At 64.2% G+C, this 22,591-nt stretch carries 24 protein-coding genes; 9 read left to right on the top strand and 15 right to left on the bottom strand.

What is annotated here, in order from left to right:
* Window positions 1–97: 97 nt before the first annotated feature.
* The 6 genes from cimA to cysS are packed head-to-tail and all read right to left on the bottom strand — an operon-like array spanning window position 98 to window position 5,616.
* Entirely contained in the window at window positions 98–1,714 is a 1,617-nt protein-coding gene (gene cimA, locus NXT3_RS05895) for a citramalate synthase (protein WP_037413819.1), read from the bottom strand.
* A 52-nt stretch (window positions 1,715–1,766) separates the two neighbouring features.
* Window positions 1,767–2,729, bottom strand: a complete 963-nt coding sequence (gene pip, locus NXT3_RS05890; protein ID WP_104838953.1) for a prolyl aminopeptidase — start codon at window positions 2,727–2,729, stop codon at window positions 1,767–1,769.
* The gene (locus NXT3_RS05885; RefSeq protein WP_104839944.1) at window positions 2,726–3,226 is read right to left on the bottom strand and encodes a GFA family protein; all 501 of its coding nucleotides are present in this window, start codon (window positions 3,224–3,226) and stop codon (window positions 2,726–2,728) included. Before NXT3_RS05885 ends, pip begins: the two co-directional genes overlap by 4 nt.
* Complete coding sequence (locus tag NXT3_RS05880) at window positions 3,226–3,702, bottom strand: GFA family protein (protein ID WP_037413809.1); 477 nt, start codon at window positions 3,700–3,702, stop codon at window positions 3,226–3,228. The genes NXT3_RS05885 and NXT3_RS05880 overlap by 1 nt, the downstream gene beginning before the upstream one ends.
* Window positions 3,699–4,181: a GFA family protein gene (locus NXT3_RS05875; protein WP_037413806.1), complete on the bottom strand. Its 483-nt coding sequence runs from the start codon at window positions 4,179–4,181 to the stop codon at window positions 3,699–3,701. Before NXT3_RS05875 ends, NXT3_RS05880 begins: the two co-directional genes overlap by 4 nt.
* 34 nt (window positions 4,182–4,215) lie before the next feature.
* On the bottom strand, window positions 4,216–5,616 hold the full coding sequence (gene cysS / locus NXT3_RS05870) for a cysteine--tRNA ligase (protein ID WP_104838952.1): 1,401 nt from the start codon (window positions 5,614–5,616) through the stop codon (window positions 4,216–4,218).
* A gap of 415 nt (window positions 5,617–6,031) precedes the next feature.
* Between cysS and NXT3_RS31905 the strand changes: the two genes are divergently transcribed.
* Window positions 6,032–6,199, top strand: a complete 168-nt coding sequence (locus NXT3_RS31905; RefSeq protein ID WP_176536611.1) for a hypothetical protein — start codon at window positions 6,032–6,034, stop codon at window positions 6,197–6,199.
* Here NXT3_RS31905 and NXT3_RS05865 read toward each other — a convergent pair.
* Window positions 6,196–6,972: an SOS response-associated peptidase gene (locus NXT3_RS05865; protein WP_097526522.1), complete on the bottom strand. Its 777-nt coding sequence runs from the start codon at window positions 6,970–6,972 to the stop codon at window positions 6,196–6,198. The two genes, NXT3_RS31905 and NXT3_RS05865, sit on opposite strands and share 4 nt — an antisense overlap.
* Before the next feature lie 59 nt (window positions 6,973–7,031).
* Here NXT3_RS05865 and NXT3_RS05860 point away from each other — a divergent pair, with 59 nt between their 5' ends.
* From NXT3_RS05860 to NXT3_RS05825, 8 genes are all read left to right on the top strand, one after another.
* A complete protein-coding gene (locus tag NXT3_RS05860) occupies window positions 7,032–7,514 on the top strand; it encodes an NUDIX hydrolase (RefSeq protein ID WP_097526523.1) in 483 nt (160 codons plus the stop codon).
* Window positions 7,511–7,954 (top strand): TIGR02301 family protein, encoded by a 444-nt coding sequence (locus NXT3_RS05855; RefSeq protein ID WP_037413797.1) that lies wholly within the window; start codon window positions 7,511–7,513, stop codon window positions 7,952–7,954. Before NXT3_RS05860 ends, NXT3_RS05855 begins: the two co-directional genes overlap by 4 nt.
* Before the next feature lie 159 nt (window positions 7,955–8,113).
* Window positions 8,114–8,383, top strand: coding sequence for a hypothetical protein (locus tag NXT3_RS05850; protein WP_018239227.1), 270 nt, complete (start codon window positions 8,114–8,116; stop codon window positions 8,381–8,383).
* 14 nt (window positions 8,384–8,397) lie between these two features.
* On the top strand, window positions 8,398–9,144 hold the full coding sequence (locus NXT3_RS05845) for a hypothetical protein (RefSeq protein WP_037413795.1): 747 nt from the start codon (window positions 8,398–8,400) through the stop codon (window positions 9,142–9,144).
* Window positions 9,145–9,393: 249 nt separating this feature from the next.
* A complete protein-coding gene (locus NXT3_RS05840; protein ID WP_104838951.1) occupies window positions 9,394–10,242 on the top strand; it encodes a CAF17-like 4Fe-4S cluster assembly/insertion protein YgfZ in 849 nt (282 codons plus the stop codon).
* Window positions 10,239–10,847 (top strand): YfbR-like 5'-deoxynucleotidase, encoded by a 609-nt coding sequence (locus tag NXT3_RS05835; protein WP_037413790.1) that lies wholly within the window; start codon window positions 10,239–10,241, stop codon window positions 10,845–10,847. Before NXT3_RS05840 ends, NXT3_RS05835 begins: the two co-directional genes overlap by 4 nt.
* Window position 10,848: 1 nt before the next feature.
* Complete coding sequence (locus NXT3_RS05830) at window positions 10,849–11,388, top strand: tyrosine phosphatase family protein (protein ID WP_104838950.1); 540 nt, start codon at window positions 10,849–10,851, stop codon at window positions 11,386–11,388.
* Window positions 11,378–12,358, top strand: coding sequence for an NUDIX hydrolase (locus NXT3_RS05825; RefSeq protein WP_095677923.1), 981 nt, complete (start codon window positions 11,378–11,380; stop codon window positions 12,356–12,358). Before NXT3_RS05830 ends, NXT3_RS05825 begins: the two co-directional genes overlap by 11 nt.
* 3 nt (window positions 12,359–12,361) lie before the next feature.
* Here the strand turns inward: NXT3_RS05825 and NXT3_RS05820 are convergent, their stop codons facing one another.
* The 8 genes from NXT3_RS05820 to NXT3_RS05785 form a co-directional block, all read right to left on the bottom strand.
* Window positions 12,362–12,883, bottom strand: a complete 522-nt coding sequence (locus NXT3_RS05820; RefSeq protein WP_104838949.1) for a superoxide dismutase family protein — start codon at window positions 12,881–12,883, stop codon at window positions 12,362–12,364.
* An 89-nt stretch (window positions 12,884–12,972) separates the two neighbouring features.
* Entirely contained in the window at window positions 12,973–13,875 is a 903-nt protein-coding gene (gene nadC / locus NXT3_RS05815) for a carboxylating nicotinate-nucleotide diphosphorylase (RefSeq protein ID WP_097539368.1), read from the bottom strand.
* A gap of 49 nt (window positions 13,876–13,924) precedes the next feature.
* Window positions 13,925–15,523, bottom strand: coding sequence for an L-aspartate oxidase (locus tag NXT3_RS05810; RefSeq protein WP_097526529.1), 1,599 nt, complete (start codon window positions 15,521–15,523; stop codon window positions 13,925–13,927).
* Between the two features lie 45 nt (window positions 15,524–15,568).
* Window positions 15,569–16,648, bottom strand: coding sequence for a quinolinate synthase NadA (gene nadA / locus NXT3_RS05805; RefSeq protein WP_104838948.1), 1,080 nt, complete (start codon window positions 16,646–16,648; stop codon window positions 15,569–15,571).
* Window positions 16,649–16,815: 167 nt separating this feature from the next.
* Window positions 16,816–18,048 carry an MFS transporter gene (locus tag NXT3_RS05800; protein WP_104838947.1) on the bottom strand — a complete coding sequence of 411 codons (1,233 nt, stop codon included), beginning with the start codon at window positions 18,046–18,048 and terminating at the stop codon, window positions 16,816–16,818.
* Window positions 18,049–18,160: 112 nt separating this feature from the next.
* Window positions 18,161–19,012, bottom strand: coding sequence for an MOSC domain-containing protein (locus NXT3_RS05795; protein ID WP_104838946.1), 852 nt, complete (start codon window positions 19,010–19,012; stop codon window positions 18,161–18,163).
* Between the two features lie 81 nt (window positions 19,013–19,093).
* Window positions 19,094–19,750, bottom strand: a complete 657-nt coding sequence (locus NXT3_RS05790) for an HD domain-containing protein (RefSeq protein WP_104838945.1) — start codon at window positions 19,748–19,750, stop codon at window positions 19,094–19,096.
* Window positions 19,747–22,566, bottom strand: coding sequence for a DUF2339 domain-containing protein (locus tag NXT3_RS05785; RefSeq protein ID WP_104838944.1), 2,820 nt, complete (start codon window positions 22,564–22,566; stop codon window positions 19,747–19,749). Before NXT3_RS05785 ends, NXT3_RS05790 begins: the two co-directional genes overlap by 4 nt.
* Between the last annotated feature and the right edge of the window lie 25 nt (window positions 22,567–22,591).

The raw sequence follows: 22,591 nt of genomic DNA, 5'->3' as shown, positions 1-22,591 counted from the left end.
GGCCGTCTCTCCTTCCCGCGTCCTACTCCAACGAACAGTGATGCACCAATTCATTTCCGTGAACCGATGCGTGAACGCGATTGAAGGTGGGGCGACGCTATTCCGCCGCGATCAGCCCGACCCGGTCGCGGTTCTTCAGCAGCTTGTAGACGATACTGTCCATCAGCGCCTGGAAGGAGGCGTCGATGATGTTGTCGGAAACGCCGACGGTCCACCAGCGCGCACCGGTGCGGTCCGTCGATTCGATCAGCACTCGGGTGACCGCCCCGGTGCCGCCGTTCAGGATACGCACCTTGTAGTCGGCGAGTTCGAGATCGGCGATCTCGGACTGGAATTTGCCGAGGTCCTTGCGAAGAGCAAGGTCGAGTGCATTGACGGGGCCGTGTCCCTCGGCGACCGACATCATCACTTCCCCGTCGACGATGACCTTGACCACGGCCTCCGACACGGTCTTCAGATTGCCGTTCGCATCGAAGCGGCGCTCGACCATCACCCGGAAGCTCTCGACGTGGAAGAAATCCGGCACGGTGCCGAGAATGCGGCTGGCGAGCAGCGTAAAGCTCGCATCGGCGCCCTCATAGGCATAGCCCGTCGCCTCGCGCTCCTTGACGATTTCTATCAGCTTGTCGAGCCGCGGATCGTCCTTGGCGACAGTGATGCCGCGCCGCTTCAGCGCATTGATGAAGTTCGCCTTGCCGCCCTGGTCGGAGACCATGACCTTGCGCAGGTTGCCGACCGACTCGGGCGCGACATGCTCGTAGGTGCGTGGGTCCTTCAGGAGCGCCGAAGCGTGTATCCCCGCCTTGGTGGCGAAGGCCGAAGCGCCGACATAAGGCGCCTGCGGGTCGGGCGAACGGTTGAGGAGCTCGTCGAAGGCATGCGCAAGCGTCGTCAGTTCCTGCAGCTTGTCGGCATCGATGCCGGTCTCGAAGCGATCCGAGTAGGTTTCCTTCAGCGCAAGCGTCGCAATCAGCGTCACCAGATTGGCGTTGCCGCAGCGCTCGCCGATGCCGTTCAGCGTGCCCTGTATCTGCCGCACGCCGGTTTCGACCGCGGCGAGCGAGTTGGCCACCGCCTGGCCGGTATCGTTGTGGGCGTGGATGCCGAGATTGGCGCCCGGCACCCCCGCGGCGATCACGGCCGAAACGATCTCACGGATTTCCGGCGGCTGCGTGCCGCCATTGGTGTCGCAGAGCACCACCCAGCGCGCCCCGGCCTCCAGCGCCGTTCTCGCACAGGCGATCGCATAGGCCGGATTCGCTTTGTAGCCGTCGAAGAAATGCTCGCAGTCGACCATCGCCTCGCGGCCGGAGGCGACCACAGCATCGACGGAGGCGCGGATATTCTCGATGTTCTCCTCGTTGGAACAGCCGAGCGCCACCTCGACATGGTAGTCCCAGCTCTTGGCGACGAGACAGATGGCATCGCTTTTCGCCGCCAGCAGCGCATTGAGGCCCGGGTCGTTGGAGGCGGAGACGCCCGCACGCTTGGTCATGCCGAAGGCGACGAAGGCGGCCTGCTGCGTGCGCTTTCTCGTGAAGAACTCCGTGTCGGTCGGATTTGCCCCTGGATATCCGCCCTCGACATAGTCCATGCCGAATCCGTCGAGCATGGCGGCAATGGCGATCTTGTCCTCGACGGAAAAGTCGATGCCGGGCGTCTGCTGCCCGTCGCGAAGCGTCGTGTCGAAGAGATAGATGCGTTCCTTGGTCATGGCTCGGTCCAAAATGCGAGTCTGGAAATCATTGCGGGTCGTGGTCATCCCGCTATTCGGTCTTCCCGGCGAATTTGTCGGTCGCGCGGATCAGGCGATCGAGAATGCCCGGCTCGGAATAGGCATGGCCCGCGCCCTCGATCAGATGGAATTCTGCCTCCGGCCAGGCCTTGTGAAGCAGCCAGGCGTATCTGGCCGGACACGGCATGTCGTAACGGCCGTGGACGATCACCCCGGGAATGCCGTGGAGCCTATAGGCGTGGCGCAGCAATTGGCCTTCCTCGAGCCAGCCGGCATTGACGAAGAAATGGTTCTCAATCCGCGCAAAGGCATCGGCAAACTCCTCTTCCTCGAAGCGGTTGCTGGTCGCCGGCTCCGGCAGAAGCGTGATCGTCTCGCCTTCCCAGATGCTCCAGGCCTTGGCCGCGGCGAGCCGCGTCGCGCGATCGTCGCTCGTCAGGCGGCGATGATAGGCGCGCATCATCTCGTGCCGCTCTTCCGGCGGGATCGGGGCTATGAAGCGTTCCCACTTGTCCGGAAACATCTCCGAAACGCCGAATTGATAGTACCAGTCGAGTTCGGCCCCAGTGAGCATATAGACGCCCCGGACGACCAGCTCGGAGACGCGCTCGGGAAACTTTTCGGCATAGGCGAGGGCCAGCGTCGAACCCCAGGAGCCGCCGAAGACCAGCCATTTTTCGGCACCGGCCATTTCCCGCAGCCGCTCGATATCGGCGACGAGATGCCAGGTGGTATTGGCCTCGATCTCGGCATGCGGGGTCGACTTGCCGCAGCCGCGCTGGTCGAACAGCGTGACATCGTAGAGCGCCGGATCGAAGAGGCGGCGATGGTTCGGCGAAATCGTACCGCCGGGACCGCCATGCAGGAAGACGGCCGGCTTCGCGCCGGGCGTGCCCACCCTTTCCCAGTAGATCACATGGCCGTCGCCGACCTCGATATGACCCGAGGCATAGGGCTCGATTTCCGGATAGAGAGTTCTGAGCGCAGCACTCACAGCAGGTCTTCCTCGGGTGGCCAGTGGACGGTGTCGAAGTCGGGGTGCTGGCGGTTCGATCCGAGCACGCGCAGATGGCGCGCGACGGCCTCTGCGCTGCCGTCGTCCGTGTCCCTTTCGGGAAGTTTTGGCAGGTGCGCAAACCACATCATGCGCGACTCGACGCCGGACTGATAAATGGGCTGGACGTCGTCGGGATCGTCGAGCGAGCCCAGCGCGATGTTCAGGAAGCCCGCGTCCGGCATGTCGTAGAACAGCGGCGTCCCGCAATTGCGGCAGAAACCGCGCCGCACCAGGTCGGAGGTGCGGAACCAGGAAGGCTGGCCGCGCGTGATGCTGAAATCCTGGCGCGCGATATTGGCAAGCGGCAGGAAATAGTTGCCAGCCGCCTTCTGGCACATGCGGCAGTGACAGATATGCGGGTCGTCGAGCGTGCCCTCGGCACGGTAACGAACCTGGCCGCATTGGCAGCCACCGGTGAAGATGCGCCGGATCATCATGCCCAGTGCCCTGCCCGCGGCCACTGGTCCGTCTCATGATCGGGATGCTGGAAGGAAATGATCTGTTCCTGCCGCGAATAATAGTCCTGATCATCATGGACCGGCTGGTCGAAGATGGTTTCGACCCAAGGCAGGCGGGCCTGGTAGTTGACCTGGATCCTCGGCGCGAGATCGGAGCGGTCGTCAAAGGCGCCGATCGCGATTTCCAGGCCGCCGGGATGGCGATAGGTGAGAGGCGTCCCGCATTTCGGGCAGAAGCCGCGGTCAATGTTGACGGAGGATTGAAAATAGCTCGGCTCGTCGCGCGTCCATTCGACGCCGTCCTTGGGCGCCGTCACCAAGGCTGAAAAGAACGAACCGAACTGCTTCTGGCACATCCGGCAATGACAAATCGACGGGCGTCCGAGTTCGCCGCGGATGCGGAAACGGACCGAACCGCACTGGCAGCCTCCACTTCGCGTGGCGTCACTCATCGTCTCTCCTCCGGGGCCCAGATTTCGGTGTCGTGATCGGGATGCTGATAGGAAACAAGATCGGCCAGATAAGAAGCCTGGTCGAGGTCGGCCATCGTCTCCTCGCCGGGAAGGGTCGGCACGTGATCGACATAGGGCAATTTCGCCTCTGTACCCCACTGAATGGTCGGCGTGATGCCTTCGGGCCTGTCAAATGCGGCAATCGCCAGCGCCATGCCGTCCGGCGCCTCGAAGGTGAGCGGCGTGCCGCAATCGCCGCAGAAGCCGCGCCATACCGCGTTGGACGATTGGAAGCGCCTGCGCTGCCCGCGTGTCCAGGCGACTTTCGCCCCGCGCACCGAAACGAGCGGCAGATAGAAGTTGCCGCTCGCCTTCTGGCACATGCGGCAGTGGCAAACCGAGGCATCGCCGAGCTTGCCCTCGACGCGGAAGCGGACCGCACCACATTGGCATCCGCCGGTATGGATATCGTCAGCCATGTCTTCCTCCTCGTCCGCAGGTGCCGGGCAACGGTCAGACCTGCGATCGTTTCACTTCCCAGGTGGTCACCCGTTCCCCGGTTTCCGGATCCTTCCCGTCCTTGAGCTGGACGCCGCGGGCCAGGAGATCGGCGCGGATCTCATCCGCTTCGGCATAGTTCTTCGCCTTCAGGAGTTCGAGCCGAGCTCGCACACGGCCGTCGATCTCCTGCACGACCGCCTCATCGAGCTCGATCTCCTTCGGTAGGACGCCGATCAGCGCCGCGCTTGCGGCGAAGACGCCGAGATATTGCGCATCCGCAGACGCCTTCTGCGCCAGGGCATGCAGAGCCTGGATCGCCGCGACGGTGTTGAGGTCGTCCGCCAATGCAGCCACGACCGAGGTATCCGCCTCGCCCGTCGCCTCACCAGCCGCGGGCCATCTGGAGAGCAGGTGCTCGGCTTCCTCCAGCCGCTTGATGGAGAAGTCGATCGGCTCGCGGTAGTGCGTCATCAGCATTGCGAGCCTCAGCACTTCGCCCGGCCATTTGCGGCCGCCGAACGTCTCCGTGTGGAGGAGCTCGTAGATGGTGACGAAATTGCCCTCGGACTTCGACATCTTGCGGCCTTCGACCTGCAGGAAGCCGTTGTGCATCCACACATTGGCCATGACGTCCGTGCCGTGGGCGCAGCGCGACTGGGCGATCTCGTTCTCATGATGCGGAAAGATCAGGTCGAGCCCGCCTCCGTGAATGTCGAACACGTCGCCAAGATAGCGGCCGCTCATCGCCGAGCATTCGATGTGCCAGCCGGGCCGGCCCCGCCCCCAGGGACTGTCCCAGCCAGGCTCATGCTCTTGCGAAAGCTTCCAGAGCACGAAGTCGCCAGGATTTTTCTTATGGGCCTCGACTGCGACGCGCGCACCGGCCTGCTGCTCGTCGAGATTGCGCCTGGAAAGCTGGCCATAATCCGGCATCGATTTCGTGTCGAAGAGCACCTCGCCCTCGGCCAGATAGGCATGACCCTTGGCGAGGAGCTTCTCGATGATCTCAACCATCTGCGGAATGCTCTCGGTGGCGCGCGGCTGAACCGTCGGATCGAGGCAGCCGAGCACAGCGGCATCATCGAGGAACTGCGTCTCGGTCTTCTCGGTGACGCGGCGGATCGCTTCGTTCAGCGGCAGGCCGGGATAGTCGCGCAGGGCGCGAGCATTGATCTTATCGTCGACGTCCGTGATATTGCGCGCATAGGTGATATGGCTTTCGCCGTAGACATGGCGAAGCAATCGGAACAGCACGTCGAAGACGATGATCGGCCGCGCATTGCCGATATGGGCATAGTCATAGACGGTCGGGCCGCAGACATACATGCGGACGTTTTGAGGATCGATCGGCCGGAAATCGGCCTTTTCCCGCGTCAGCGTGTTGTACAGCTTCAAAGTCGGCACTCCGCCCATCCCAATTCTCCAAGACTGCATGCAACCGTAACACTATACGCCCGGGCCGGCCCGCACGTTTGTCATCTTGGATTTCGGGAGACGAAAACGGCCAGGCCAGCGGATCGCTAGCGAATAATCTTCCGGCAAATAATGCAGATAACCGTTTTCATGGCGATCCTTATCGCGCGTCGCATCGCGCCGGTCAAGGGGCAGCCCACATGCAAGCAAAGGTGGGCATCAACGCAACACCGCGGCCATGGATTTGTCACGATTTGGCTCGACCGGATCATCGGGCGGGAACCGTGATTCGCGCTGCACCTGCGTGCGGCATCGGATGCTTGTTTCCCTTGGAACAAGGAGAAACGTCGTTTTCGGGCACAAAACCGAAGACGAAGCGTTTCCGATCTAGGGAAGCATCAAGGAGAACCTGAAAATGAAACCCGCCAAGACACCCGGCTCCAAACGAGCGGCAGCCGATCTCGTGGCGAAATACCGGCCGGTCGGCCTCAAGGCCGTACTCGCCGCCGCGCTACAGGCCAAAGCCAAACCTGCCGGTAAGAAACCCGCCAAGCGTTCCCTACCAGGGCGGAGCGCGCTTTAAAAGAGCGTCAGCTGTCCATTGTCTCCATCGCGATCGTCGGCAGGATTTCTTACCGCCGAGCGCGATACGACGGGCCTAACTTCTTCCTGGAGATCGGGTCCGGCACTCGCGACTTTGTTGACGCGGTCGGAAATAGGAATCGCTTCGAAGAAATCCTCAGGCGCCGGACTCATGAGGTCGGTCATGTCGCGCGGTTCCTGCGTCCTGCAGTCCAGCCAGCGGGAAAATTCCTCCGGCGGGACCACCACGGGCATGCGATCGTGGATGTGCCGGATCGTTTTGTTCGCGCCGGTGGTGAGGATGGCGGCCGTGTCGACCTCCGATCCATCGGCCGACGACCAGGTCTCCATGAGACCGGCGAAGGCGACGATGCCGCCTTTCTTTGGCCGGACCCAATAGGCCTGCGGGGCTTCACGGCTCCCTTTCGGTGGACGATGCCACTCATAGAAACCGGAGGCTGGCACCAGAATGCGGCGGTGGCGCATCGCAGCGCGGAAGGCGGCCTTTTCCATCGCGGTGTCGGCGCGGGCATTGATGAGCAAGGGAAAGCTGCGCGGATCCTTCACCCAGCCTGGCGTGAAGCCCCAGCGGACGAGCATGGCCTTGCGGTCGGGCAGGTTGCTGCCTGGCTCCGGCTGCTCGGACGCAACGACGATGAGAATCGGCTGGGTCGGCGCGATGTTGAACCTCGCCGGAAAGTCTTCCACCTTCAGCAGGCCAAACAGTTCCAGCAATTCTTCCGGGCTCGCCGTCAGCGCAAAACGTCCACACATGACATGGGTGTGGCATTTCAACTAGGATGGGTCAACGACATATGAAGACAGCTCTGACGATGACACGCCAGCCCCAGCTCGCCTCCTCCGCCATCATCGAACGGAACGGACGCTATCTGCTCGTCCGCCGAGCCAATCCGCCATCCGCCGACATGTACGCCTTTCCGGGCGGCCGGGCAGAACCCGGAGAGACTCCTGCCGAAACCGCCCTGCGCGAACTCGCCGAGGAAACCGGCATCTGCGGCCGTGAGCCGGTGCTTTTCGAGACCTATGACCTCGTTCCGAGCCACCCGGAGAGCCGGCATTTCCTGCTCTCCGTCTTTACGGTCGAGGCCGATCCGGATTGCGACGCCGTTGCCGCCGACGATGCGGCAGACGTCGGCTGGTTCACGCCGGAAGAGATCTTCGCCCTGCCCATTCCGGAGAGCGTCCGTCATTGTGTGGAAAAACTGGGTGTGGAAAAAGCCGGCATTCGGCCGACGATCCGCCCGGGCCGCGACGCCCTTGCAAGCGGCGCCGATTCGGATTTGATGGACCCATGATCATTGCGTCCTTCATCTTCCGACTTGTCCTGGCCGGCACCGCGCTCGCTATCGCGGCAGGGGCGGCCGCACAGGAGGCAGCCCCTGCTCCTCAGGACGCGCAAACCGCTGCTCCGCCCCCGGTCGAAGACAAGCCGCCGCCCTATGAGCAGCGCCTCGTCCGTCTGGCGGAGATCCTCGGGTCGGTCCATTATCTGCGCAATCTCTGCCTCAACCAGCCGGAAGACAGCTGGCGACGCTCTATGCAGGAATTGATCGACAAGGAGACTGCCGACGAGCCGAAGCGGCGCGAGCGCATGACCGCCGCTTTCAACCGCGGGTACAGAACCTTCGCCTCGGTCTATACGGCATGCACGGAGCCCGCGACGCTCGCCGAAGAGCGATACCGTGCCGAAGGTGCAACACTCGCTTCCGAAATCGTCGCGCGCTTTGGAAATTAGGGAGATATTAACCTCTTTTTCCGCCGGCCCGTGTCGTTTCGGGAAAAGGCTGCTAAAGTCCGTTAAGAGAGTGGTAAGAAGTAGCCGGCCTGTCTGCCCGTTCAGTTGCGGTTCAGCGGAGAGGCGCTAGGTTGACCAACTGCACGTGATGGAAGCCGCATGGAACGAATGATGGAACCAAGCCTGACCGACATCGACGACATGATCGTTCACGAGAAAATGCAGGCGGCTCTGGAACACCAGAACGAAGCCTGGGCGGACGGCATGGCGGATGGGATCGAGCCGGAAATCATTGCCGACGCGGCGATAGCACTGGCCATGCGGGAAACCATTCGGCTGCATGGCGAAGACGGCGCCGAGGCCATGCTGAATTCGCTTCGCGAGCGCATGCTCGCCGGAGAGTTCTCGCCACAGCGGTCAATCCAATAGCATCAGGACTGCCCATGACCCGGATCCTTGCAGGCCGTGCCAGAGCGGTGCGCCTCGTCATGCTGTTGCTGGCGGGGGCCGTTCCTTACGTCCCGATGGCGGCTCCGGCTGCATTCGCCTTAAGCGAGCTCAATGGCGCTCCCCCTACCGCTCCGAGCGACAGCGCGGAGAACGCGGCACCGGCCGAGACGCCCGAAGCCGAACCGGAAGAGCCGCTTGAAATTCCGATGCCGGATCCGCTGGTCGACAAGGCCGCGACCGAGACCAAGGATGCCGCGCCGGAAGTGGTCCAGCCGGTCGAGGTTTTGTCCGATGTTTCGAAAATTCCTGAACCGGTCGCCCGCATGCGCGAACTGATCGTCGAGGCAGCCGCCTCCGGCGACATCGAGCGGCTGCGCCCGCTGCTCGGCAAAGGGCCGACCCAAACCCAGGTCAGCGGCAGCGGCGGCGATGAAGATCCGATCGCAATTTTGAAGGGCTTGTCCGGCGACCAGGACGGTGTCGAAATTCTTGCGATCCTGCTCGATGTTCTGTCGACCGGCTTCGTCCTTGCCGACAAGGGCACGCCGGAGGAAGCTTATGTCTGGCCCTATTTCGCCGAAAAACCCTTGTCTTCCTTGACCCCTCCGGAGAAGGTCGACCTCTTCCGGCTGGTGACCGCCGGCGATTTCGCCGGCATGGAAGAATTGGGCAACTACAACTTTTACCGCGTCGGGATTGCTCCCGACGGCCAGTGGAAGTTCTTCGTCGCCGGCGATTGACCGTTTCTCAATGGCTTCAGGCGGGATGCGGGCGGAAAACCGCTTCGCACTTTTCCTCATCCCGCTTTTAAATTCGGACGCGGTATGCGGGCGGAAAACCGCTTCGCACTTTTCCTCATCCCGCTTTTAGATTCGGACGCGGTATGCGGGCGGAAAACCGCTTCGCACTTTTCCTCATCCCGCTTTGCGCGCTTGCCCTACAGCAGCGGAAATCCTACCTCTTCGTCAAAGAGAACGGGATTCGAAACCATGCCCAAACTTCGCCTCGAGGATCGCGCGCTGATCAGCGTTTCCGGCAAGGACGCTGAAGCGTTGCTGCAGGGGCTGGTGACGACCGACATCGGCGCACTGGCCGCAGACGAAGTGAGACCGGGGGCGCTGCTGACGCCGCAGGGCAAGATCTTTTTCGACTTCCTGATCTCGCGCGATGAAGGGAGGTTACGGTTGGAAACGTCCCGCGACCAAGCTGACGCGCTGTTGAAGCGGCTGACCCTGTACAAGCTGAGGTCGGCAGTGGAACTCTCTCTCCTCTCACCCTCCCCGGTGACTGTCGTCTTCGGGGAGGCACGGCCCGAGGGCAGCTATCGGGACCACCGGTTCGAGAAGGCAGGCATGTCCGTGTTCCGCCTCTATCGCGAACTCGCCGGAGCAGAGGCGAGCGTCGCCGAATACGACCGGCTGCGGATCGAAGCTGGTATCGCCGTTTCGGAGCGGGACTACCCGCTGCAGGATGCCTTTCCGCATGACGTGCTGATGGATCTGAACGGCGGTCTCTCCTTCCGCAAGGGCTGCTATGTCGGCCAGGAGGTCGTCTCGAGGATGCAGCATCGCGGCACGGCGCGGCGTCGTGTGGTCATCGTTTCCGGCCAAGCCGACCTCCCGCCGACGGGCACCAGCCTTTCGATCGGCGGCCGCCCGATCGGCTTGCTTGGGACCGTCCAGGACAAGGCGGGACTGGCGATCGTCCGCATCGACAAGGCCGGCGAAGCCATCGCCAAGGGCGATACCATTCTCGCCGGTGACGTGCCGGTTAGCTTGACATTGCCCGGCTGGACCGGCCTTGCCTTTCCCGCCGAGGCGGACGAGGCGAGCGCATGATGAATGCACGCGCGTGGCAGCGGATGCTTTCCGGCCGGAGGCTCGATCTGCTCGATCCCTCGCCACTCGACGTCGAGCTTTCCGACATTGCCCACGGCCTTGCGCGGGTGGCTCGTTGGAACGGGCAAACGACTGGCGACCACGCCTTTTCCGTCGCCCAGCACAGCCTGATGGTCGAAGACATTTTTCGCCGCACCAACCGTTGCAACGCGGCCGACTGCCTGATGGCGCTTCTTCATGATGCGCCCGAATATGTGATCGGCGACATGATCTCGCCCTTCAAGGCGGTGGTCGGCGGCGGATACAAGGCGGTGGAGAAACGGCTCGAAAGCGCCGTCCATCTGCGCTTCGGCCTGCCTCCGCATACGCCCAAGGAGCTCAAGGAGCGGATCAAGAAGGCCGATCGCGTCGCCGCCTATTTCGAGGCGACCGAACTTGCCGGCTTCTCGCCCGAGGAGGCGCGCAAGTTCTTCGGCCAGCCGCGCGGGGTCACGCGTGAGACGCTGCTGATCACCCCCCTGCCAGCGGTCGATGCGCAACGGCTTTTCGCCGAGCGCTTCACGTTTCTCGAGGCGGAGCGCGCCAAGTTGAGCCAGGAGGCCTGAGATGGCAGGCATCATCGTCTCTCCGCTCGGCCGTATCGCCGAAATGGCTGTCCGCCACGGATGCCGCGAAATGCTGAGCCTGGTGGCCAAGGGACAGGATTTTCACCGCCCCGGCATTATCGATCGAGACAAGCATCTGACGATCGGCGTCAACGACATCAGCTTTGCGGGAACGGGCGAACTGATCGCGCCCCAGGAAATGCATGTCGCACAGATGATCGATTTCGCCCGCAAGTGGGACCGCTCGCGGCCGCTGCTCGTCCATTGCTGGATGGGCGTCTCGCGCTCGCCCGCCGCGGCGCTGATCGCGGCGCTCGCCGTCGAGCCGGACCAGGACGACGACGCGCTGGCCCGACGCCTGCGGCTCGCCTCGCCCTTCGCCACGCCGAATGCACGCATCATCGAGATCGGAGACGATGCGCTGTCGCGAAAAGGAAGGCTCGTCGCCGCGGTGCGGGCGATCGGCCGCGGCGCGGATGCCGACGGCAATGCTCCCTTCCTGCTATCTCTCCTCCCGGAAAATCGCCGTCATGCGGGCTGAGGGCGTGCCGGACACCGTCGAGATCGGCCTCAACGCGGTGATCGTCGCCGTCGTCCATCGCAGTCCGCGCATTCTCGCGGTGAGCGAAACGGACGGCGACGCACGCGACAGCCTGCCCTTCGGTCCCTTCGATCCAGCCCGCCACCGCACCTTCGAGGCGAGCCTGCGCGACCGCGTCGAAAAGCGAACGGCGCTCAAGCTCGGCTATATCGAGCAGCTCTACACCTTCGGCGACCGCGGTCGCCAGCGCCTGCCGGGTGAAGAAGGCAAGCACATGGTCTCCGTCGGCTATCTGGCGCTGACACGCACCGATGCTGAAAACAACGAGAGACTGGCGGAGGCCGGCGCCCATTGGCGGGACTGGTACGGATACCTGCCCTGGGAAGACTGGCGACAGGGACGACCTCAGCTACTCGACCAGACGATCCTGCCTGCACTCGCCCGCTGGGAGGCCGGACCTGACGGCGACGAGAGATCGGCCGCGGCTGCGCAGCGCCGGTCGCGGGTGCGGCTGGCCTTCGGCCTCGACGATTTCCCATGGGACGAGGAGCGCGTGCTGGAGCGCTACGAACTGCTCTACGAAGCCGGCCTGGTGCGTGAGGCGGAGATCGACGGCCATTGCCGTGGGTCGGAGAAGCCAGCCGCCGGGCTGGCGATGCAGCACGACCATCGCCGCATCGTCGCGACCGCTGTCGCCCGGCTGCGGGGCAAGATCAAATACCGTCCGGTGGTCTTCGAGTTGATGCCGCCGGAATTCACCCTTACCGACCTTCAGGCGACGGTCGAGGCGATCTCCGGCCGGCACCTGCACAAGCAGAATTTCCGCCGGCTGGTCGAGGGGGCGGAACTCGTCGAGCCGACGGGAGGGACCCTTGCCTCCACCGGCGGCCGGCCGGCCGCGCTCTTTCGATTCCGCCGGCAGATTCTCGACGAGCGCCCAGCGCCCGGCCTCAAGGTCGGCGGAAGGTAATTCCTATTTAATGACGGCACAGGCGAGCCGGTCGCCGGCATCTCCGGCGGGCTGGCTGCGATTGTCGTCCGAGCGTGCATGGACAACCAGAGCGCGGCCGCGAATCGCCGTCCTCTTGTCGTCGAGGGAGACGAAGCTGTTGAAAATCTGCGCACGCAGCACACCGTCCGCACTCACATATTGGTTGGGCATGTCACCGGCATGCGGCCCGTGTGCGGCAAGAAAGCCGTGCTCGGCGCCCTCGTTTCCGTCGACGAAATGCTTGCCGGCGGATTCGAAACCGTCCGCCACGTCACATCGTCCCATTTCGTGAACGTGGAACGCCACCCATGTATCCTTGGGAAGGCCGCTGACTTCCATCTCGATCAGCACACCCTTGCCGCCGGACGTCAACGTGGCCCGTCCGGTATCCGTGCCATCCTTGCCGACGAATTCCGCCGTCGCTGTCTGCGACGATTGTTGCGCCGAGGCAGCGGCCGCCAGCCCCACCGTAGCGGCGAGCGCGAATATCACCCTGGTCATCATCGATCCTTCCTCGCTGTCGGTTTGAGGGGCAACGCGCGGTTGCCCATCTCGTTCCGCGGCAATTCCGGGAAGCCCGTTGGCCGTCAACGTCAGATCGAAATGTCCAGCCCGATGTCGAGCGTCGGCGCCGCCATGGTGACCTTCGACGTCGAGATGTAATCGACGCCGGTCTCGGCGATTGCCCGGATCGTCTCGATCCTGACATTGCCAGATGCCTCCAGCCGCGTCCGGCTCGGATCGCCGGGATAGGCGGCGGCATCCAGCCGCCAATGTCCGGCATTGAGAGCCACCGCCTCGCGCAGGAGGTCCGGACCCATGTTGTCGAGCAGGATGACGTCGGGCGCGGCCGTCAGTGCCTCGCGCATCTGTGCCAGCCCGTCTACCTCGACCTCGACCTTGACCAGGTGGCCGCAATAGGCGCGGGCCGCGCGGATGGCGCCCGCGACGCCGCCGGAGACGGCGATATGGTTGTCCTTGATCAGCACCGCGTCATCGAGGCCGTAGCGATGATTGGAGCCGCCGCCCAGGCGAACGGCGTATTTCTCCAACGCGCGAAGGCCGGGAATGGTCTTGCGGGTGCAGCAGACCTTGGCCGCCGTGTGAGCGATCTCGTCGGCGAACTTCGCCGTGTAGCTGGCAATCCCCGAGAGGTGCATGAGGAAATTGAGCGCGACCCGCTCCGCCGAAAGCACGCCTCGGGCGCGGCCCGAGATCCGGGCGAACGTGGTGCCCGGCGCGACGCGATCGCCGTCCTCAACCAACGCTTCGAAGCGGATCGAAGAATCGACGAGGCGGAAGGCCGTGCGCGCCAGTTCCAGCCCGGCGACGACGCCCGCCTCGCGCACGCTCATATTCGCCGTCGCCGTCAGATCGAGGCCGATTGTCGCCAAAGTGGTAATGTCGCCGGCTCGGCCGAGGTCTTCGAGAAGCGCCGATTTCACCTGCTCCTCGACCAGAAGGGCGGGCAGTTCCGGACGTAGGGCGACGGTCATGATCTTCTTTCCGATTTCGTCGTTGTCTCTGCGGCAATGACAGCCGGCCTCAAGCCGGCTCCGTCTCGGCTGCCTCGGCGGCGAGGCGCTCCGCCTGTGCGAGCGTCAGATAGGTGCGCCGCTGCCATTCCGGGCGTTCGGCCGGGCAATCGGCGCGGAAATGGCCGCCGCGGCTTTCGGCCCGCTGCAGGGCGGCGACCGCGATGAGCTTGGCCGTGGTGATGATATTGGCGAAGCGCAGCCGCGTATTGACCCGCTCCAGTTCGGCGATCTCGCGGATCGCGTGCAGCAGGCTTTCGCGCGTGCGCACCACGCCGACGCACTCGCTCATCAGACCGCGCAGCCGCCTGAAGGGTGGGCTGTCCTCAACGGTCACCGGATCGTCATTCTCGCCGGCATTGTCGCCCCATTCCGTGAGCTTCGGTGCGGGGAGCGTGCCCTTGATGTTTTCGGCAATCCGGGCCGCGAAGACGACCGCCTCGAGCAGGGAGTTGGAGGCAAGCCGATTGGCGCCATGGACGCCGGTCGAGGTCACCTCGCCGGCCGCCCAGAGGCCATCGATCGAGGTGCGGCCCTCCCCATCCGTCAGCACGCCGCCCATGTGGTAATGGACCGCCGGCGCGACTGGGATCGGTTGCGTCACCGGATCGATGCCGGCCGCCATGCAGGAAGCGTAGACGGTCGGGAACAGGTCCGGGAAGTCCCTGCCGACCGCCTTGGTGCAGTCGAGAAAGGCGCCGCGCCCGGCCTTCACTTCGTCAAAGACGCCGCGGGATACGACGTCACGCGGCGCGAGCTCGCCATCCGGATGGATATCGAGCATGAAGCGGCGGCCCTTCGAATTGACGAGGATCGCACCGTCGCCGCGCAGAGCCTCGGTCGCGAGCGGCGCCGGATCCTTGCCGATATTGATAGCGGTGGGGTGGAACTGCACGAATTCCGGATCGGCGATGATGGCGCCTGCCCGTGCCGCCATGCCGACGCCCTGGCCGCAGGCTTCCCAGGGATTGGTGGTGACGGCGTAAAGGTGACCGACGCCGCCGGAGCAAAGCACCACGGCGCGCGCCGGAAAGGATACGCGTGTCTTCGACTGGCCGGCATCCGGCCGCGCCACGACGCCGGAGATGAAGCGGCCCTCGCGCACCAGCTCCTCGACCACATAGCCTTCGATCACGCGGATCGACGGGGTGTTGCGCACCGCGGCGATCAACGCCTCCATGATCGCCTTGCCGGCCATGTCGCCCTTGACGCGCACGATGCGCCGCTCGGAATGCGCAGCCTCGCGCGACAGGATCAGCTTGCCCTCGAGATCCCGGTCGAAGGGCACGCCGTATTCAAGCAGGTCGTGGATGCGCGCCGGGCCTTCGGCGACCATCATCCGTGTCATCTTCTCGTCGACGATGCCGGCGCCGGCGGCGACCGTGTCGGCGACGTGTTTCTCGACGGTGTCGCCCGTGCTCATTGCCGCGGCAATGCCGCCTTGTGCCCAGGCGGAGGAGGCGCCGTGGCCGATCGGCGCGGCGGCAAGAATGGTAACGGGCCGCGGCGCCAGCTTCAGCGCGCAGAAAAGCCCGGCAAGGCCGCCGCCGACGATGACGATGTCATCGATCCCGTTAAAGGACTGCGGGCGGAAATGATCGGTCAGCATGGCTCGGTAACTCCTCCAACGGCCTGCACGGGTGCCCGGGCGCGATTACTGCTTGAGGTTCACCATGCGCTCGACTGCAAGGCGCGCGCGACCGGCGATCGCCGGATCGACCAGGACCTCTTCCGTCATGTTGAGCAGGCTGTCGAGGATCTTCGGCAGCGTGATACGCTTCATGTGCGGACAGAGGTTGCACGGCTTGACGAAATCGACGCCTTCGACTTCCGCCTGGATGTTGGACGCCATCGAGCATTCGGTGACGAGCAGCACGCGCTGTGGCCGCTTGTCCTTGACATAGTTGATCATGCCGGAGGTGGAGCCGGAGAAGTCGCAGACTTCGATCACGTCCGGATGGCACTCCGGATGGCCGATGATCTCGATGCCCGGATTGGCCTCCTTGTAGGCGAGTAGCTCGGCCGCCGTGAAGCGCTCGTGGACCTCGCAATGGCCCTTCCAGGTCAGGATCTTCTTGTTGGTCTGGCGGGCGACGTTCATCGCCAGATATTCGTCCGGAATGCAGAGCACCGTGTCGGACTCGAGGCTTTCGACAACGGCGAGCACGTTGGACGAGGTGCAGCAGATATCGGTCTCCGCCTTCACGTCGGCGGACGTGTTGACATAGGTGACGACCGGTACGCCGGGATAGCGCTGCTTAAGCAGGCGCACATCGGCGCCGGTGATCGATTCGGACAAGGAGCAGCCGGCTTTGGCGTCGGGAATCAGCACGGTCTTTTCCGGATTGAGCAGCTTCGACGTCTCGGCCATGAAGTGGACGCCGCACTGGACGATGATTTCTGCATCGACCTTGGTGGCGTCGCGGGCGAGCTGCAGCGAATCGCCGACAATGTCGGCAACGCAGTGGAAGATGTCCGGCGTCTGGTAGTTGTGCGCCAGGATGACGGCGTTACGCTCCTTCTTTAGCCGGTTTATCGCATGCACGTAGGGCGCATAGGCGGCCCACTCGAATGCAGGGATGAAATCCTTGACCTTCGCGTAGAGAGGCTCGGTCTCGCGGGCGATCGCCGACGTGAAGGCGAGGTCCGGCTTGTCGATGACGCCGAAGCGTGCCGCAGCGCTCACGAACGCCGGCGCAGCAGACGCATTCGTGCGAAGGTCAAGACTGGTCATCGGGCTCTCCTCTCTCGCCGTTTTCCGGCCTGCCAATTATGCTCAATCTGAGCATAATTGGGTCAAAACAAAAGCGGCTGAGCCGCGGCGACTGATTTAGAAAGTTTTGTGACAGATTTCAAGGCATGAATGTCGCGCCCGAGACATCTCGGGCGCGACATTCATATTCAAGCCATGGCTGGACGGGCGACGCCCCTCTCCTCGATCGGACAATGAACGATGGCCGCGAAGACGCCGAGTGCGACACCAAGCCACCAGACCGGATCATAGGACCCGAAGCGGTCGTAGAGATAGCCGCCCATCCAGACGCCGAGGAATGAGCCGATCTGGTGCGAGAGGAAGACCACGCCGCCCAAAAGGCCAAGGTGGCGCGTGCCGAACATGATCGCCACGAGCGCGTTGGTCGGCGGGACCGTCGACAGCCACAGCAGGCCCATGACTACCGAGAAGATGACGACCGATGTCGGTGACTGAGGCAAAAGCAGGAAGGCGGCAACGGCGACGGAGCGCCCAAGGTAGATCCACACCAGGAAGTAGGGCTTCGAATAGCGCTGGCTGATGAAACCGGCCGACAGCGAACCGATGATATTGAAGAAACCGATCAAAGCGAGGGCGATCACCGCATAGCGCGCATCGATGCCGATGTCGCCGAGATAGGCCGGGAAATGCGCGGTGATGAAGGCGACCTGATAGCCGCAGACGAAGAAGCCGGAGACGAGCAGCAGGTAGCTCCTGTGCCCGAAGGCTTCCTTCAAGGCCTCGCCGACGGTCTGTTTGGAAAGCGCTTCGGCGTGTCGCCCGGACGAGGCATTGCCGCGCAACGGAATGGCGAAGAGCGGTACCAGCAGCATCAGGAAGCCGAGATAGACGAGACTGTCGGACCAGCCATAGGCGGAGATCAGCCCCTGGCTCAGCGGCGCGAAGAGAAACATGCCGGCCGAACCCGCCGCCGTGCCGATGCCGAAGACGAAGGAACGATGATGGGGCGCGACGTTGCGCGCAAAGGCCGACAGCACGATACCGAAGGAACCGGAAGCGACGCCGAGACCGACCAGCACGCCGCCGCCGACATGCAGCCAGATCGGCGCGCTGGCGAAGGCCATGATGAAAAGGCCGCTGGAATAGAGCAGTCCCGAGAGCGCCAGCATGCGCCAGGTGCCGAACTTGTCGGCCAGCGCCCCGAAAAACGGCTGGCCGAGACCCCAGCAGAGGTTCTGGATCGCCATGGCGAGACCGAAGGTCGTCCGGTCCCAGCCGGTGTCGGCGAGCATCGGCAATTGGAAGAAGCCCATGGCCGAGCGCGGACCGAAGGTCAGCATCGCGATGATGGAGCCGGCGGCAATGATCAGCCAAGGCAGGTGGTCGGTTGAACGCGTAGCGGCTGGGGTGGCAGCAGACATGGAAAGCTCCGATTTTTTGAGGGGCCATCCTATGTCGCTCCCCAATCCGCGCAAAGCCAAATTAATTGACGGGACAATCACAGGAATTGATAGCGGACCGCCTGGCTTCAGCTCAACCGGTGCCGCGAAGTTTCATCGGCCAGCGCTCCGTACGCCGTCGCACGATGCTCGCCTCGTCGCCGATCCTGATAGTTCCCTCGCCCCTTGGCACGGCATTCCAGCCGAAGAGCACCCCCGGCACCCGGCGGTCAGCGGACATGCGCTTTTCCGCCAGCCCTTGAATCGGGTTGCCGCCGATGCGTTCGCCGGTCGTCTGGTCCTGCGTGGTCACGATGCATCGAGCGCAAGGCTTGACGAGATCGAAAGCAATGCCGGCTATCTCCAGGGTCTCCCACAGGTCCTCGGCCCAGGGATCGTCGCAATCGATGAGGATGTTCGTGCGAAAGCGCTCCATGCCGACCGGCTCCTGCCCCTTCTCGACGAGCGTGCGATTGAGGTCTGCGAGCGACCCGGTCGTGGTGATCAGCACCGGAAAGCCGTCGGCAAAGCCGACCGGCGCGGCAGTGCCGGCCCATTCGGCGCCGACGAAGCGTTCGGCCTCTTCGTCCATATGCACGAGCTTCACCGGTCGGCCGAACCAGGCCGACAGCGTTTCGTTCACGTCATCACCGGCAACGGCTGCATTCACGTCGCTCGACCAGACGCGGACATCGAGCCGGCTATCCGGATCGAAGCGCACGGACAGTTGGTTGCCGTTCATCTTCAGGTGCAAGCCGCCTTCGATATGCGTCGCGTCGACCTGGGCAAGCACCTGCAATTCGCGTTGGGTGATGAAATGGCCATCGGGCTCGACCAGCATGAACCGTCGGTCGCCCGCCAGCCCGTCGAGATTGACCGTTACCGCCGTCTGCGGCACGGCGCGACCGCTTTTCAGGGGATGGATATTGAGACCGGTGACTTTCATCGCGTCTTTCCAAGTTCAGAGATCGATTCAGGCGGTTCGCGAGCTGATTCATCGCGCGGCCGCAACTTACTGAAAATCGGTCTAAATTTCATCGAGCAGCATGGCAAGCACGCTGCGAAGCCGGCTTTGCCGCTCCAGGGCATAGCGACGCCCCGCCGAAGTCTGGAAACCGTCTGCGAGGCGGAAGAGTTTCGTCTCGAAATGGTCGATTGCAAAGGCCTTATCGTCGAGCGGTCTGTCCTCTGCGAGGGGATCGAGTGGATCGTAGAGGCCGCTTCCCATGCGGCCGGCGATGTAGAAGCAGCGGGCGGCGCCGACCATGCCGATCGCGTCAAGCCGATCGGCATCCTGCAGGATTTTCGCCTCGAGCGTCTCGGGCGCGATATCGGCCGAGAAGCTGTGGGTCAGAATGGCATGGGCAACGGCCGAGATTTCCAGCGTGCGCCAGCCGAGGCCGTCGAGAATTTGCCATGCCTTTTCGGCGGCGAGCCGCGATGCGCCAGCCCGCAAAGGTGAGTTCTTCTCGACGGCGACGCAATCGTGCAGCAGGACGGCGGCCGCGAGTTGCCGGCTGTCGCCGCCCTCCTCCGCCTGTATGCGGGCCGCATTCTTCCAGACGCGGATGAGGTGCGCGGCGTCGTGGGACCCATCGTCGCTGGAGAAGGCATGCGGCAGGAGCTGGCCGGCAAGCTCCTCGTGCGGCGCGAAGGCGGCAGCCAAGGCGGCGAGGCGCGTCATGCCCTGCTTGCCCCCTCGCCCATATTGTCGGTCGCAGTCGAAACTGCGGCCGGGGGATCAGCCGCACCGTTGCCGCTGCTGGAAAGTATCCTTTGGTAGAAGAGCCCGATGCCGATCAGCACGCCGCCGAGGCCGATGAAGGAGAGTGCCCGCAGGAAGCCCTCGAGATTCGACATGTCGACGAGAAAGACCTTGAGCACGGCAATGAAGACCAGCACGGCCGAGGCGATGCGGATGCTCTTCGTGTTGAAGCGTGAGCCGACAACGAGCAGCAGAACGCCAAGCACCAGCCAGACCACCGAATAGGTGTAGGTCTCTCCCTGCAGGAAGCCTTTCCAGTCGGCCACGCTTTCGCCCTGCCAGAAGCGGCGCACGCTCAAGGTGGCCCAGGCGAAGGCAAGCACGGCGCCGCTGACGGCAAGCGCCACCACATAGGGCTGCGGACGCCGGTCGCGGGCATACCAGGCAAGGCCGGCATAGCCGATGGCGGGCAGCAGATAGCCGATGAAGAGGAGGTCGAAGAACGGGATTCTGCCGAGCAGCTCGCCGCTGAAATAGGGGTTAAGCCCGACGAGATGCGCCGAGAGCACCGACAGCATCGAGAGCACGCCGAGTACCATCCCGCCGTAGCGGAACACCGGGCTTGGCGATCTGCCGTCGAGCGTCATGAAGATGCCGGAAGCGCCGATCGCAAGCAGCGTGTAGATCGCCTGCTCGCCAAGGCTCGGAACGGAGCTGTCGAGAACGCCGCCATTCATCGCATGGCGCACCAGGATCGCGAGCGTCAGCAGCACGAAGAGACTCGCGAGCGCCTGCAAAAGGTTGCGCAGGCGCAAATCCGCGGAAGCGCGCAGGAAATAGGCGCAGCCGACGAGCAGCAGTGCCGGAATGCCGTAGCCCGGCAGGAGTGCATTGAAGACCGGCGTCGTTCCAAGGCTGCCGGGGCCGACGATGGTCGGCTCCCAGGCGATCCGCGCCAGTACGACGATGGCGGCGGCAACGGTCACCCAGGGCAGGACCGGCCAGGTGCGGAGACGCGTCGCAAAGGTGTAGCCGGCGCCGAGGAACGCGATTGCAAGCGTCGTCACCAGCCCGTCCGTCCACGCATGCAGGCCGATGACGAAGAGTCCGAGGGAACCCAAGGCGAGCAGCCCGATTGCGAGATCGAGTTCGCGTCCCTCGGCGTTGCGGCGGGAGAGCCATTCGACGAGGCCGAGGAGGAACAGGCTGCCCGCAAAGGCGGAAAGCCCATGCGGCAGGTCGAATGCGAAATTGCCGGTCATAAGGAACGACATTCCGATGAGAGTGCCGGGCACGACGGCAGCGATGCCGGCCCAAAGAATGGCAAATTGCCGATGCTCCGCGAGGCGCGAAAGCACCGCCGAGGCGAGCAGCAGGAAGAGCGCCGCGAGCACCATCGCCGTCAGCATGGCAGCCCGCCCCGGAACGACGATCTCCGGCGACGCCAATGTCGGGTCGAGATAGGCAAGGACGCCGCTGAGTGCGGTCAGCGTCCACGTCCCGACGACGGCAGCAAGAGACGCGAGCAACGCCGGATAGGCCGCAGTGGCCCGCAGGGCGCCGATGCCGGCGAGACCCGCGGTGACGACGACGAATTCGGCGATCGGGAATCGCGCCGCCTCGACCGCCGGGCTGATAAAGAGAAGCGCAAGGAGTGCCGCCACGATTGCCGCCGACAGCGAGATCGCCGCATGGGGCGGCGTGAAGAGCGTCTCCCAAGGGCCCCGAGCCGCGGCTGGCGATGCGATTGTTTCCGCCGTTGCACCGCTCGCGCGCTCGACGCCGCCGGGCCAGATCAAACCGACGCCGACGACCATCACCAAGAGCGCGGCGGCGACCGGCGGGGCCTCGAAAGGCGCGGCCAACGCGATATAGGCCAGTCCCCAAAGGCCGAGGCCGGCATTTGCGAGCGTCGGCACGATCGTCCAGCGGCGCAGGCGCGAGGCGGCAAGCGTCGCGAGCCAGGCGACCGAGAGAAACGCGAACAGCACCCACGGCCGCGGCTCGCCGCTGGAGACGAAGAGAGGGGTCAGCAACGACGCAAGCAGACCAAGACCGGCAAGCGCCTGGCCATGCAGCAGCGAGAGACCGACTGTCGCCAGCGAAATCAGCGCCAGCAGCGCGAAGGCCGGCGCCGTCCCAATGTAGCCGTAGATGCCATGCGCCGCATAGACGACGCCGAACAGCGTAACGGCGCCGGCTGCGGTCAGCACGCCGGGAATCATCGCATTGCGGAACCGGTCGGAAATCGTCGGCACCGCCCGGCGCCGGATCACTTCACCGGCGGCCCCGAGCACAAGGCCGAAGACCGCAGCGAGCGTGAGCCGGACCGTCGGGCTCAAAAGCCCGGCCTCGATCGAGTACTGCACCAGGAAAAAGCCGCCGAGCGCCAGCGCAAGTCCGCCGACCCAGACAGGCCAGCGTCCGCCGATACGGCTCTCGAGGCTCTCCGCAGACCGCGCGGCTGCGGGTTCGGCAGTCGCTACAACGGGAGACTCGCTGCCTATCTCGGCGCCCGCCGGGGCACTGCCGAAAATCTGCGCCCCCTCGCGCGCCTGCGACCACGGCCCCTGCACCGCCTCTTCGCCGACCTCTGGCACAGTCGCTGCCTCGCCCTCTGTTGGCGCAGATGCCGCAGGATCGGACACGACCTCTTCAGGGGCCTGCGTCGCGAGTCGGGCGATCTCCGCCTTCAGGCTCTCGATTTCGGCGTCCAGTCGGTCTGCGGTCCTGCGGCCGCCGAGAAAGGCGGCAAGCGCCAGGACAAAGGCAACCAAGGCGATAAGCTCAAGCATGGGTCCCCCGACACCACGACGACTC

Origin of the sequence: Sinorhizobium fredii, from assembly GCF_002944405.1 — a bacterium.
Taxonomy (GTDB): Bacteria; Pseudomonadota; Alphaproteobacteria; order Rhizobiales; family Rhizobiaceae; genus Sinorhizobium; species Sinorhizobium fredii_C.
This window is presented reverse-complemented; position numbering and strand designations above follow the sequence as displayed.